The organism is Glutamicibacter sp. AOP38-B1-38 (assembly GCF_052377485.1).
Lineage (GTDB): Bacteria > Actinomycetota > Actinomycetes > Actinomycetales > Micrococcaceae > Glutamicibacter.
Genome location: NZ_JBQSWU010000028.1, coordinates 41,080 through 53,918, shown reverse-complemented (window position 1 = coordinate 53,918; position 12,839 = coordinate 41,080). Strand labels below are relative to the sequence as shown.

The following is a 12,839-nucleotide window of genomic DNA, read 5'->3' as shown; positions in this document are numbered from 1 at the left end:
AAGACTTAGTGGTCTCACTTGACTTGAAAATTTCCGGCGCGAGATTAGCACTCGACAAAGACTGATACCAACGAGAAATGAACTCAGCGTAAGGTTTCGAATCTTTCATGAAACCGCCGCCGCTGAATAGCAGCGGCCTAACACGCTCCGGTGTTAATCCTTGAGCTGCGCGAACGGCCGCAGCGATGTCACCGCGGTCAACCAGTTTGGCAAGATCTTCACTCATTCGCTCCACCTGCATTCGATGCGGTCACGAGGTGGTGAGGCTTTCCCTTCGCGGTGGTTTCACCATGAAGGTCCGCTTCCTTAGCTTTGCTTATACCGCCAAGCTTAGTCCGCCTTGCTGCGACTCGATAAGTACGCGCATCGAAGGCAAAGACCCTCTGAAAGTTTCCACCATCTTGGACAGCGACTTGCACAGGCGGCAGCGAACCGACCGTGGCGCATCGAGGCTACAGCGCAGATTGCCGGATCGAACGTCCACAGAACCAAAGGATCGAGTTCCCCGAACCGACGTGATCCGAGCTGGCCACTAGCGCGGATTCCCCGGGCCGCAGGAGGGCTCTGCGCCTTCGGATTGATTCGCTGAATGCTCCAAGCTCAGGGGCACTGCTACTAGATGGAGCTTTAAAAGCCGTTGCCGAGGTCAGTTTCCTGACCTCGGCAACGGCTTGCCGGCGGCTATGCCGCCTTCTCCATTATCGGTGTGGCAGTTGCTATCCCCGATTCCGGGACAGTCTCGAGCCAGCCCTGCCAAGCTGCGTGTTCAATACTGGCTGAAGCTTCCGTGTTGCCGCTCATCGCTGTGCTCCCGTCCACAGCTGGCCTTCGTGTTCGACCAGGTGATACACCGGAAGCGGCGTCTCCTCGGCGCTGAGGCACTGCCCGGAATCCAATCGATAGATTTCCTTGTGCAGCGGGCAGGCGACCGTCGGCACGCGCTGGCCGTCAATGATGGTATCGCCGAGAATCCCGCGAGCCATCACCTTCGCGCCGCTGTTCGGGCAGTGATGCGAGGCCGCGAAGAAGTCCCCGGATTCGGTGCGGAACAACGCGATTTGCCGGCCATCGAGCAGGGCGCTTTCTCCCCACCCTGGTTCCAGGTCCTCCGGTCGGCAGACCGACGCGAGGTTGGTTGGAATGTCTAATACATACTCTTCGACTACAGCGCTCATCACTGCGCTCCTTTCAACTGGGTGCCTTCGATAGTTCGAGCTTAGAACTCCAATGTTTCGCGCCGTGCGTACTGCTGTTCCGCCTCGGTAAAGCCTGCTTCACCGCGTAGCGCAACCAAGGTGAGCCCCCGATCCCTCCCGGAATATCAAGGATCTTTACGCGACTCTTCGAGGAAACGCCGTGCGGAGCACCAGTTTTGATTCCAACATATTTCGCGCTTCTCACCGGCTATTTTTTGGGTGGTGGAGAAAATTGTGGCCCCCGAAACATAAGGGTAATTGCGGCGCAAAACTAACTTTCTAAGCTGGGATCATTCACCAACGAGCACTGATCTTTTCGAGCGAAAGTCGAGTTTCATCATGGGCACAGCAAATGGATCCCGCCGCATCGTGGTGGTTGGCGGTGGCCCCGCCGCGCACCGCTTTACGCAAGCCATCTCAAACCGCGAGCCAAGCGACGTGCACGTCACCGTGCTCACCGAAGAAACACACCTTCCCTACGACCGAGTGGCCCTCTCCCAGGCATTGACCAACCCCGGAGTCGATCTGACCCTCGGTGAGGCCGAGCTCTGGGAACGCGCTCACGTCACCCTCGAAACCGGTGCGGCGGTCACCGAGCTGGACGGCATCAACCAAACCGTGCGCACCGCCGACGGGCGCAGCTTCGAATACGACGAGCTGGTCCTGGCCACCGGATCGAATGCCGCGACCCTCCCCATTCCCGGAGCCGAGCACACCCACGTCTACCGCACCTTGGAGGATGTCTGGGCCATTGCGGAGCAGGTCCGCGAGCTGACCGAGTCCCTGGGCCGCGCCCCGGTGGTGGCCACCATCGGTGGCGGCCTGCTCGGCCTGGAAGCCGCCGCCGGCGCGCAGGCGCTGGGGGCCGAAGCCGTGGTGATCGACGGCGGCAAATGGCTGATGGGCACCCAGCTCGACGAAGGCGCCGGCCAGGCCATGGGACGGCTCATCGCCGACACCGGATTCACCGTGCACGGCGGAGTGTTCCCCAGCCAGATTCTCACCAGCGCAGAAACCGGGCTGGTCTCCGGGGTGCTGATGGCCGACGAGCGCACCATCGACGCGGATATGGTCATCGTGTCCATCGGGGTGCGGCCCCGCGATGAAATTGCGCGCAACTACAACGCGGCGCTCGATGCTTTTGAAAGCAGCCAGCCGCGCTTCGGCATCGGCCCGCGCGGCGGCATCGAGATCGACGCCGGCTGCGCCACCGCGATCCCGAACGTCTACGCCATCGGCGAGGTCGCGAACTTCGAGGGGCTGTGCATCGGCCTGGTGGCGCCGGCCAACGCCATGGCCGAGGTCGTGGCCGAAAGGCTGCAGGGCGGAACCGCCGAGTTCGCCGGCTTCGATACCGCCACCAAACTCAAGCTCTCCGGGGTGGACGTGGCAAGCTTCGGCGACGGCTTCGCCCGCACCGAAGGCGCGCTGGAGGTCGTCTATGCTGATGCTCCGCGCGGGCTCTACCAGAAGGTCGTGGTCTCTTCCGATGCCAAGGTGCTGCTCGGCGGCATTTTCGTCGGCGACGCCACCCCCTACCAGTCGCTGCGCCCGCTGCTGGGCCGCGAGCTGCCCGGCGAACCGGGTGCCTACCTCAGCGCGCTGGGCGGCGAGGCGCCGCAGGGCGAGCTGCCCGATGAGGCGGTGCTCTGCTCCTGCAACAATGTCAGCGCCGGGTCGATCCGCGACGCCGTGGGCGGCTGCGGAAGCTGCGAAGGCAGCGAGCCGGTCACCAAGCTTTCCGAGCTCAAGGGCTGCACCCGCGCCGGCACCCAGTGCGGTTCCTGCGTGCCGATGCTCAAGAAGCTGATGGAAGCCGAGATGCTGAAGAACGGCGCCGAGGTCTCCGCGGCGATGTGCGAGCACTTCGAGCTGTCCCGCGCCCAGCTCTTCGAGGCCGTGCGCCTGGCCGGGCTGACCAGCTACCCGCAGATCATGGAGCGCTTCGGGAAAGGTGCGGGCTGCGACATCTGCAAACCGGTCATCGCCTCGGTGCTCGCCTCCCAGACCTCGGGCCACCCGATGGAAGCGGGACTGGCCGGCGCGCAGGACACCAACGACCGGGTGATGGCCAATATGCAGAAGGACGGCACCTATTCGGTGGTCCCGCGCATCCCGGGCGGGGAAATCACCCCGGAAAAGCTCGGCGTCATCGCCGCCGTGGCGGCGAAGTACAACCTGTACACCAAGCTCACCGGCGGGCTGCGCATCGACATGTTCGGCGCCCGGCTGGAACAGCTGCCGGAGATCTGGAAGGAGCTGGTGGACGCCGGATTCGAGTCCGGCCAGGCCTACGGCAAGTCGCTGCGCAATGTGAAAACCTGCGTCGGCTCCTCCTGGTGCCGCTACGGCATGCTGGACTCTGTGGCCATGGGCATCGAGATGGAGCTGCGCTACCGCGGGCTGCGCGCCCCGCACAAGTTCAAGATGGGCGTCTCGGGCTGTGCGCGCGAATGCGCCGAGGCCAGGGCCAAGGACGTCGGAGTGATCGCCACCGCCGAGGGCTGGAACCTGTATGTGGGCGGCAACGGCGGAGCGAACCCCGCCCACGCCCAGCTGCTGACCGGTGGACTCGACGATGCCACGCTGCTGCGCTACATCGACCGCTACCTGATGTACTACATCCGCACCGCGGACCGGCTGCAGCGCACCGCGCATTGGATGCAGGATCTGGACGGCGGCATCGAGCACGTCAAGGCCGTGGTGGTCGAGGACTCGCTTGGCCTGGGCGCGGAGCTTGAAGCCGCGATGGAAACGCATGTGGGCAACTACCAGGACGAATGGGCGGCCACGCTCGCGGATCCGGAGAAGCTGCGCCGCTTCCGCTCCTTCGTCAACGCCCCGGACCAGAAGGACGAGGAGCTGCGCTACGTCCCCGAGCGCGGGCAGCACCGCCCGGCCGAGCCGGTGCGCCTCGGTGCCACGATCGGCATCGGGGCACCGAGCTAGGCTGCTACCAGCGCGGGTGGATCTGCGCGCGCAGCTTCGTGTCGTACAGTTCGCGCACCGCGGCGTTGAAACCCGCAGAGAGCTGCAGCGACCCGGCGGCGGCATTGGCCCGGGCCTGGTCCGCATTGCGGGCCCCGGGGATGATGGAGCTGATGCCTTCTTGGGCGGCCAGCCAAGCCAGGGCTACCTGGGCGCTGGTCGCCCGCGGCGCCTCGGCGGCGGCCAGCTGCGCGAACTGCTCGGCGGCTTGCAGCCCGGTGGCGTAGTCGACCCCGGAGAAGGTCTCGCCCACGTCAAAGGCCGAGCCGTCGCGGTTGAAGTTGCGGTGGTCATCGGCGGCGAACTTCGTCTGCGGCGTGTAGCGGTTGGTCAGCAGCCCGCTGGCCAGCGGGACGCGGGCAATGATGGCGACTCCTGCTTTGCGGGCCGCGGGCAGCACCTGCTCCAGCGGTTTGTGCCTGAAGGCATTAACGATGATCTGCACGGTGGCGATATTCGGACGGGCGATAGCGCTCAACGCTTCATCAACTGTCTCCACCGAGACCCCGTAGGAGCGCATCCGCCCCTCGGCCACCATGGTGTCCAGCGCATCGTAGACCGCATCGGTGGAGTACACCGGCGTAGGCGGGCAATGCAGCTGCACCAGGTCGAGGGTGTCCACCCCCAGGTTGGCGCGGGAACGATCGTTCCACGCGCGGAAGGCTTCCAGGTTATAGGCTTCGGGCACCTGCTCCACGCGGCGGCCCATCTTCGTGGCCACCGTGACTTCGGCCTGCGGGTTGGCCCGCAGCCAGCGGCCGATGAGCTGCTCGCTGCGTCCGTCCCCGTAGACATCTGCGGTGTCGAAGAAGCTGACACCCTCGGCGTAGGCGGCGTCGAGCACCGACTGAGCTTCGGCTTCGTCCACCGCTCCCCAGTCGGCGCCCAGCTGCCAGGTGCCCAGGCCAATGACGGAAACGGTGCGGTTGGTGCGTCCAAGAAGTCGTTGTTGCATGTACCCGAGCTTACGTGGAATGACTCGCCAAATTGCACCATTTCCACACGCCACGAACCGATTTGTTGGCTGACTGCGCTTCCCGGATACGCAATCAGCAAGAAAATTTTCGCCGCATCCGGAGCAGTTGGTCCGCCCTTAGCCGTTCGCCTGGATCACATAGAACTCGGCGCCGGTGGGATCCGCGATGACCGCGAGCCTGCCGAAGTCCGAATCCATGGCCGGGCTGACTTCCGCGCCGCCCGCGGCAATGGCGTCGGCCACCGTTTGATCGGTGTCCTCCACCGCAAAATACACCTTCCAACCGGCGAGCTTCGGGTCCTCGAAATGCGCAATGTCCATCACGCCGGCCTTTGCATCTCTTCCGGCGCCGAGCGTCTGATAGCGGAACTCGTCGCTGTCGCTCATCACCTCCAGATCCCAATCCAGCGCTTCGCGATAGAACTTTGTTGAGGTTTCGAATTTGGTGGTGTTCAGCTCATGCCACACCGGGGTGCCTTGCTCCCCCATCTTCTGATAGCCGGGATGGCCGCCGGCCTGCCAGAGTCCCACTCCGAGGCCCGAGGGGTCGCCAATCATCGCCATTTTCCCCTGTTCGGGCACTTCCATAGGCGGCATGTAGACATGCCCCTGATGCGCTTGGACTTGGTCTACCGCCGCGTCGATGTCCGCAACACGCAGGTAAGTGCTCCATACGTCCGGGAAGCCATTGTCCGGATCGTTTTTCATAAGCCCCGCGACGGGTAGCCCGTCGATGGCGGCCGTGGTGTAGCCACCGTAGGTTTCCTCCTCCCCCACGACATAGCTCCATCCAAAGAGTTGCGAATAGAAGGTCTTGGCAGCCTCGATGTCCTTGGTCAATAAATCGATCCAACACGGAGATCCCGGTGGAAATTCTGGCGTCGACATGGTGCTCCCTTAGATTGCGAGTTGTCAGTGATGACACGCTGAGTCTAAAACGACCGTGCAGTCTATTCAATGGCTACGACCAGCAAGGGTCAAGACCTCTCTAAGAAAGTGGAAAACGTAAAATGAAACGTAGTACCTTGATTTGACACGAAGTTCCACTAGGCTTGTAGAGTGATCCACCTCACTAAGTTTTAGCTGTTGATCCTAGGAGCCCTGCGTGATGCGTTCGAACTCAAACCTGACCATGTCGGTGGCGGCCATCTTGGCCGAAAGCGCCGCGCGCTATGGGGATCAGAACGCGATCACCATGAGCGGCCAAAGCACCACTTACAGCCAGCTTTGGGATGAGACCCGCGCCTACGCTGGAGCCTTGCGCGATCTCGGAATCCAACAGGAAGACCGCGTGGCGGTGCTCATTCCCAATGTCACCGACTTCGCCCGGGTGTACTACGCCATCCTTTCCTTGGGAGCTATTGCAGTGCCCATCCACGCGTTGCTGAAGAAGCAGGAGATCGCCTACGTACTCGAAGATTCCGCCGCCAAGCTGCTGATTTGTGCCGCTCCCCTGCTAGGCGAAGGCGCAGCCGGAGCCGAACTGGCCGGCGCCAAAGTCCTCAGCGTCTTGGCACCGCCGGAGTTGGAAACCGACCGCTTGGAAGACCGCGCGGCGAGCGCGGATCCCATCAGGACCTATGAGCCACAGCATCCGGAGAATATCGCCACGATCCTCTACACCTCCGGCACCACCGGCACGCCAAAGGGCGCCCTCGGCACCCACCTGGCGTTGATCGAACAGACCAGCACATTGTTGTTGGAAACCATCGATATGCGCCCCGGCGATAAGCTCTTCGGCGGCTTGCCGCTGTTCCATACCTTCGGCCAAACGGCCGTGCTCAACACCGGATTCCGCGCCGGTGCCGAACTCGTATTGCTTCCGAAATTCACCGCGAAAGATGCCCTGGACCTGGTCTTGGACCAGGAAATCGACTTGTTCTTTGGCGTCCCCACCATGTACGTCGCACTGTTGGAAGCCGGCAAACAACGCAGCGATAAACCAACCAAGCTACGCTATGCGGTCTCCGGCGGTGCGTCGCTGCCGGTAGCGGTCCTGAACGCCTTCGAGGCGCGTTTCGGAGCTCGAATCCATGAGGCGTACGGACTGACCGAAACCTCACCGGCCGCCACCTTCAACCATTTGGGGCGCGAGCCTCGCCCCGGAACTATCGGCACCCCCATCTGGGGAGTCGAAGTGGAAATCGCCGACCCTGCCTATCCGAACGAAATCCGTTTGCTTCCCCGCGGAGAGCTGGGAGAGCTGGTGATCCGCGGACACAACCTGTTCTCCGGATATCTCAACTGCCCGGATGCGACCGCCGAGGCCGTCGTGGATGGGTGGTTCCGCACCGGAGACCTAGGCACGAAAGATGCAGAAGACTATCTGCGCATCATGGACCGCACCAAGGATATGGTGCTGCGCAACGGGTACAACGTATACCCACGCGAGGTGGAGGAAGTGCTGGTCAGCCATCCGGAGATCTCCAACGCGGCCGTGTACGGCATTCCACATGCAAAGCACGGACAGGAAGTAGCGGCCTCGATCACGCTGGAACCCGGGTCGACCCTGAACCCGGAAAGTATCGGCCGATGGGTCAGCGAACAGATCGCCGCCTACAAGTATCCAAGGCACATTGAGATCGTGAAAGAATTCCCGCTGGGTCCCAGCGGGAAGATTCTCAAACGCGAGCTGGTAGCCAAGCACAGCGGCTAGGTACCGGTGCACGCCTCCGGCAGCGGGCTGCGCCGCTAGTTGATTCCCTCGAAGCGCCAGCTGAATTCTGGGCGGCGCTTGGCGGCAAAAGCCGCTCGGCCCTCCTTGAGGTCTTCACTGCGCGCGTTCTTCCGCCACAGCTCTTCCCAGTAGGCATCAAGCAGTGGCTCCGGCTTTCCTTCGCCGGTCAGTGAGATGGCTTCCTTGGTGTGCTGAATCGAAAAGTTCGAATTGGCTGACATTTGGAAGAGCAGGGCCGCCGCCTCGCTATCCAGCTTCTCCAGCGGTACAACCCGGGTAAACAGGCCCCACTCGGAGGCTTCTTCCATGCTGATTCCGGCGCCGCTGAACAGCAGGTATTTCGCGCGGCTCTGGCCCACCCTCTGCACCAGGCGTTCGATGCCGGGCCGGGGAAACACCAGCCCCACCTTGGCCGGGGTAATGGCAAGACGGGTATTGTCCGCCGCCAGTTGGACGTCGCACGCGGCCGCCAGCTGCCAGGCACCTCCGAAGCAATTGCCGCGCACCACCGCGATGGTCGGTTTGGGACAGCTGGTAATCGCGTGGTCCACCAGATCAAAGTGGTTAACCAGGCCATCTGCGCTGGGCTGGTCAAAGAGCACCAGATCCATTTGATCGATGGCGATGCCGGCGCTGAAGTTCGCTCCGGCCCCGGTCACCACGATGGCCGCGACCTCGGGGTTTGCAGAGAGCCCTGCAAACGCGCCGACGAGTTGCAGACACATGTCTTTGGTCAGCGCGTTGTACTGCTTCGAATTATCCAGGCTCACCGTGGCTACGTTGTTGCTGATCTCGACACCGATGCGGCCCTGCTGTTGCTGACTCATCAAACACCTCAAAAATCCTGCACGCGCCCAAAAGTTATTCTCTGCTCACCGTGCCACACTAAGGGTGTGGATGCACAGATTATTTACACCATTATTGCCGGATTACTGCTGATCGTCTCTGCCTTGGGAACAATCATTCCGGTCCTGCCCGGCTCCTTGCTCACTATTTTGACGCTTCTCGGCTGGGGTTGGCTGCTGGGGTCCGGCGCTTCCTGGTGGGCGGCGGGACTCGGCATGCTGATCGCCGCCTTAGGCTGGTCGGCCTCCGCGGTGCTGACCGGGCGCAAGCTCAAACAGCATCAGATCCCCAAAGGATCGATCTTCTGGGGGTTGCTCGGTGCGATCGCCGGCGCCATCCTCATTCCGGTCGTGGGCTTGTTCCTCGGCTTTGCGGTGGGTCTGTTCCTCGGTGAGGCCGCTCGCCACCGCAAGTTCGGTGGCGCCTTGGCCTCTTCCTGGGCGACGTTGAAGGCCATGGGTATCGGAATCATTGTAGAGTTCGGCTGCGTCCTGCTGGCCACTTCCATCTGGGTCATCGGCCTGATCACCCACTTCGCGACCCGCTAGATCCAACCGCGTTCCTGGGCAATGCGCGCGGCCTCGATCCGATTCGACCCATCGGTCTTGCCGATCGCATTCGACAGGTGGTTGCGCACCGTACCCACCGACAGATGTATTTCCTGTGCAATCCTGGAGACCGGGCTCCCGGCCGCCGCGAGCCCCAGGATCTCGCGTTCCCGATCGGTCAGCGGATTGCTCGCGGATTCAACCGACAGCATCGCAAGCTGCGGGTCGATGACCTTGCCGCCGGCCTGCACCCGGCGCACGGCGTCGGCTAGTTCGGCGGGCGAGGCGTCCTTGACGAGGAATCCATGGGCTCCGACCTCGAATGCCTGCCTGAAATATCCCGGACGGTCGAAGGTGGTCACGATCAGCACCTTGATCTGCGGATGCTTCGCGCGAACCAGTCCGGCGGCCGTGAGGCCATCCATGCGCGGCATCTGCACATCCAGCAGCACCACGTCCGGGGCGTGAGCGGCCACCGCGGCCAGCACCTCGTCTCCGTCGGAGCATTCGGCAACCACCTCGAGGTCATTTTCCATGTTCAGCAGCGCCACCAGCGCGCCGCGGACCAGGTGCTGGTCATCGGCAATCAACACCTTGATCATGCATCTGCTCCCGTAGCCCCGAAATCGATTCGAATGCTGGTTCCGCCTAGCTTCGACTCCCCCACTGTGCAACTGGCTCCGAAAAGCCGGGCCCGTTCACGCATGCCGCGTAGCCCGTGGCCTTCCTTGGCATTCTGCAGGCCATCTCCGTCGTCATCGATACTGAGCATTTGCTCAGATAGGCCAACCCAGACCCCGCTGGCGTGCGCATGGCGCAACACATTGGTCAGTGACTCCCGCACGATCCACGAAACGTGGGAACGCAGCGCCTGCGGGATGGCTTCTGCCCGGCCCACGACATTAAACTCAATGCCGCTATCGGCGCACACCTGCGCCAAGGCCTGAAGTTCCCCTTCGAGATCCGCACGGGCCATTCCATGCACGGTGGTGCGCACGGAATCGAGTGCCGTGAGCGCCAGTTCGCTGAGCTGCTCAACCTCGCTTCGAGCTTTCTGGACTTCGCCTTCGTCCAGTAGCCGCAGCGCCAGCTGCGCCTTGAGATTCAGCGCGGTCAACGAATGGCCAACCCCGTCATGCACGTCGCGAGCCATCCGTTCTTGCTCGCTGAGTACCAGGAATTCATCCTTGATCATGTCTGCCGCCACTGCCCGGCGGATCGTCCCGGAGGTGACAAAGTAAATCACCATGAGCATCACGTTCAACCCGGTGAGGAAGAGCTGTTGCAGGAACACGCCGTAAGCCAGCGGAAGGCCGAAGCTCAGGACCAGTGCCACCGCGTAGGTCACGTACATGACCTTGCGCTTGAGCAGAAAGGCCGAATATGAGGTCAGGAATGGCAGCAGCCCCAACGCGCCGTCGTGCAGGATCGGAATACTCGCAAACATGATCGCTGCCATAATGCCGAAATAGGCATATACCTCGAAAGAGCCGCTGCCGCCGTGGCCCACCGTCCAGGAGAACCGTCCGTAGCCGCGAAGGTAAGCGGCCGCGTACACGAGAATCAGGCTCAACCCGAGGACCCGCAACGCCACCGGGAAGTCCCCCTGGAGCAGGGTGAGTGTCGGGTAGATGAGGAAAATAATCCACACTCCCGATACCCACCAGCCGAATCTGCTCCAGAACCGGTCTACGTCGGCCTGTGCCTGACTACGTTCGGTCACTGCCGTGCCCGTGCCTTTCGCGTTGCGATCAGGGCGAAGATTGCGAAGAACGCTGCCCATAGCACCACATTAGTCACTGGGATCCACAATGCATCGGGAGCGAACCCGGTTTCTGCCGGAACATCTTGCAATTGCAGGAAACGTACCAGCGCGACATAGCCGTACATCGGGGTAAAGCGGGCGATATCCAGCATCAAGCCGCTCAGCGGCATGAACACGTTGCCGAAGAACGCGAAGAACACCATCAATCCCGAGGCCAGGCCCAGCGCGGATTCGGATTTGAAGAGCATGCCTACGCCGATGCCGTAGCAAGCGAACATCAGCGAACCAACTATCGTGATGCCAAAGGCCGCGATCCACAGCCACCATTCTGTGGTGGTGGCGCCCGTCGCAGCACCCAGTGCGTAGACCAGAGCCGCGGAGATCGCCGCGATGGTGGTCGCCACGAACATCTTCGAGGAGACGAAGGTTGCCGGCGACATTCTCGTCAAGGCGATCTGGCGCCCCCAGCCCTGCATGGATTCGGTAGCAACGGTACCGGCGATGGAAACCGTCGAGATCGCGGCCCCGTACGCTGCCATCGAAGCCATGATGTAGAACTTCACGTTTCCCAGCCCGAGGACTTCCTCGCCATAACTGGGGATGCTGCCGAAGAGCAGATACATTGCCGAAGGCATCAACAGGGAGAAGAACAGGTTGTAGCCATCTCGAATGTTTCGGGTGAACTCGACACCGACATATGTGGGATTCATGATGCGTCCTCCGTCAACTGAACAAAAGCGTCTTCGAGGCTTGGCGCGGAGATCTCCAGGTCATAGGCGCCATACCGGGTCAGAAGTGTTCGTGCCAGCCCGTCCGAGTCCTGGCAGCGGAAGGTCACCCGCATCCCTGACTGCTCTTCGATCTCGGGCTTGGTTTCTTCGCTCAGGAGCTGGTCGATGCTTCGCGTGTCCGGCATGGTCGCGACGATCTTTCGTCCGGAGATCATTTGCCGTAATTGCTCTGTTGCCCCGTCCGCGACCACCGCGCCGCGGCTGATCAGCACGGTGCGTTCGGCGAAGTTTTGCGCTTCTTCGAGGTAGTGGGTTGCGAAGATGATGGTTCGCCCGTCGATGGCTTCGTTGCGCATGGTGTTCCAGAATTCGCGGCGAGCCATTACATCCATCCCCGCGGTGGGTTCATCCAGGATCAGCACATCTGGGTTGGGCAAGAGCGCGAGGGCGAATTTGATGCGTTGCTGTTCACCACCGGAGCATTTGCCGACGCGGCGCTTGGCGATCGGCGTTAGCCCAGTTCGCTCCATGACTTCGTCGATTCGTCCATGAACTTGGTGCATGGAGGCGATGACCTTGATCGTTTCGTAGACGGTCATGTCTCGAAGCAGGCCGCCGGTTTGCAGTACTGCGGAGACCCGTCCGCTGGACACCGCCTTGTGCGGGTCGAGGCCAAGCACCTGGGCGGTTCCTGCGGTTGGCGTGGTCAGCCCGAGGATCATGTCCACGGTGGTGGTCTTGCCTGCACCGTTCGGCCCCAGCAGGGCGACGATTTGTCCGGTGTGAATGGTTAGATCGATTCCTTTAACGGCTTCGACCTTGGTACGGGGTGTCGTGAAAGTCTTGTGAAGCCCCGTCAGCGTGACAGCGTCGGTTCGGTTCAGCGTTTTCATACTCTTAGTTTTCTAAATTTCCGGTGCTGTGCACAGAGTAGAAAGTCATGTCCCGCCCATGACTGTTGTCATGGGTCACGCTCGCCCGTCAAACGCCAGGCGATCGAAGTGGCTGTGATCTTGCCGATAGGCTCTGGCATGGTGCCGCCACACACCAGCTTTGTGCCAGCAACCGCAAAGGTTCGGTAAGCACCTGTCAGCCAGTAGTTTGGGTGATTA

General features: G+C 62.0%; 12 protein-coding genes. 3 read left to right on the top strand and 9 right to left on the bottom strand.

Annotated elements, in window-relative coordinates; all coding sequences use genetic code 11:
* Both ACT3TP_RS15335 and nirD read right to left on the bottom strand, forming a co-directional pair.
* The coding region (locus ACT3TP_RS15335) for a hypothetical protein (RefSeq protein WP_444620921.1) at positions 1–226 on the bottom strand (226 nt) is incomplete at its 3' end.
* 571 nt (positions 227–797) lie between these two features.
* On the bottom strand, positions 798–1,175 hold the full coding sequence (gene nirD / locus ACT3TP_RS15330) for a nitrite reductase small subunit NirD (RefSeq protein WP_096286317.1): 378 nt from the start codon (positions 1,173–1,175) through the stop codon (positions 798–800).
* Between the two features lie 360 nt (positions 1,176–1,535).
* On the opposite strand from nirD, the gene nirB reads away from it, so the two are divergent.
* Positions 1,536–4,145: a nitrite reductase large subunit NirB gene (nirB, locus tag ACT3TP_RS15325; protein WP_444620920.1), complete on the top strand. Its 2,610-nt coding sequence runs from the start codon at positions 1,536–1,538 to the stop codon at positions 4,143–4,145.
* Between the two features lie 4 nt (positions 4,146–4,149).
* Here nirB and ACT3TP_RS15320 read toward each other — a convergent pair whose 3' ends face one another.
* Together ACT3TP_RS15320 and ACT3TP_RS15315 are read right to left on the bottom strand one after the other, a co-directional pair.
* Entirely contained in the window at positions 4,150–5,139 is a 990-nt protein-coding gene (locus ACT3TP_RS15320) for an aldo/keto reductase (protein ID WP_444620919.1), read from the bottom strand.
* A gap of 138 nt (positions 5,140–5,277) precedes the next feature.
* The gene (locus tag ACT3TP_RS15315) at positions 5,278–6,000 is read right to left on the bottom strand and encodes a VOC family protein (protein WP_444620917.1); all 723 of its coding nucleotides are present in this window, start codon (positions 5,998–6,000) and stop codon (positions 5,278–5,280) included.
* A 268-nt stretch (positions 6,001–6,268) separates the two neighbouring features.
* On the opposite strand from ACT3TP_RS15315, the gene ACT3TP_RS15310 reads away from it, so the two are divergent.
* Complete coding sequence (locus ACT3TP_RS15310; protein ID WP_096286309.1) at positions 6,269–7,816, top strand: long-chain-fatty-acid--CoA ligase; 1,548 nt, start codon at positions 6,269–6,271, stop codon at positions 7,814–7,816.
* Positions 7,817–7,851: 35 nt separating this feature from the next.
* Here the strand turns inward: ACT3TP_RS15310 and ACT3TP_RS15305 are convergent, their stop codons facing one another.
* Entirely contained in the window at positions 7,852–8,664 is an 813-nt protein-coding gene (locus tag ACT3TP_RS15305; protein ID WP_096286307.1) for an enoyl-CoA hydratase/isomerase family protein, read from the bottom strand.
* Between the two features lie 66 nt (positions 8,665–8,730).
* Between ACT3TP_RS15305 and ACT3TP_RS15300 the strand changes: the two genes are divergently transcribed.
* Complete coding sequence (locus ACT3TP_RS15300; protein ID WP_096286305.1) at positions 8,731–9,231, top strand: DUF456 domain-containing protein; 501 nt, start codon at positions 8,731–8,733, stop codon at positions 9,229–9,231.
* Here ACT3TP_RS15300 and ACT3TP_RS15295 read toward each other — a convergent pair.
* From ACT3TP_RS15295 to ACT3TP_RS15280, 4 genes are read right to left on the bottom strand one after another with little or no spacing between them, the layout of a single operon-like run.
* Positions 9,228–9,833, bottom strand: coding sequence for a response regulator transcription factor (locus ACT3TP_RS15295; RefSeq protein ID WP_096286303.1), 606 nt, complete (start codon positions 9,831–9,833; stop codon positions 9,228–9,230). The genes ACT3TP_RS15300 and ACT3TP_RS15295 overlap by 4 nt on opposite strands.
* Positions 9,830–10,954: a sensor histidine kinase gene (locus ACT3TP_RS15290; protein ID WP_176484175.1), complete on the bottom strand. Its 1,125-nt coding sequence runs from the start codon at positions 10,952–10,954 to the stop codon at positions 9,830–9,832. Before ACT3TP_RS15290 ends, ACT3TP_RS15295 begins: the two co-directional genes overlap by 4 nt.
* Positions 10,951–11,706 (bottom strand): ABC transporter permease, encoded by a 756-nt coding sequence (locus tag ACT3TP_RS15285; RefSeq protein ID WP_096286299.1) that lies wholly within the window; start codon positions 11,704–11,706, stop codon positions 10,951–10,953. The genes ACT3TP_RS15290 and ACT3TP_RS15285 overlap by 4 nt, the downstream gene beginning before the upstream one ends.
* Entirely contained in the window at positions 11,703–12,620 is a 918-nt protein-coding gene (locus tag ACT3TP_RS15280) for an ABC transporter ATP-binding protein (protein ID WP_096286297.1), read from the bottom strand. The genes ACT3TP_RS15285 and ACT3TP_RS15280 overlap by 4 nt, the downstream gene beginning before the upstream one ends.
* Positions 12,621–12,839 lie beyond the last annotated feature (219 nt).

Coding starts and splice junctions, on each gene's coding strand:
- ACT3TP_RS15305 (WP_096286307.1), bottom strand. CDS start 8,664: ATGAGTCAGCAACAGCAGGGCCGCATCGGTGTCGAGATCAGCAACAAC.
- nirD (WP_096286317.1), bottom strand. CDS start 1,175: ATGAGCGCTGTAGTCGAAGAGTATGTATTAGACATTCCAACCAACCTC.
- ACT3TP_RS15280 (WP_096286297.1), bottom strand. CDS start 12,620: ATGAAAACGCTGAACCGAACCGACGCTGTCACGCTGACGGGGCTTCAC.
- nirB (WP_444620920.1), top strand. CDS start 1,536: ATGGGCACAGCAAATGGATCCCGCCGCATCGTGGTGGTTGGCGGTGGC.
- ACT3TP_RS15310 (WP_096286309.1), top strand. CDS start 6,269: ATGCGTTCGAACTCAAACCTGACCATGTCGGTGGCGGCCATCTTGGCC.
- ACT3TP_RS15285 (WP_096286299.1), bottom strand. CDS start 11,706: ATGAATCCCACATATGTCGGTGTCGAGTTCACCCGAAACATTCGAGAT.
- ACT3TP_RS15320 (WP_444620919.1), bottom strand. CDS start 5,139: ATGCAACAACGACTTCTTGGACGCACCAACCGCACCGTTTCCGTCATT.
- ACT3TP_RS15295 (WP_096286303.1), bottom strand. CDS start 9,833: ATGATCAAGGTGTTGATTGCCGATGACCAGCACCTGGTCCGCGGCGCG.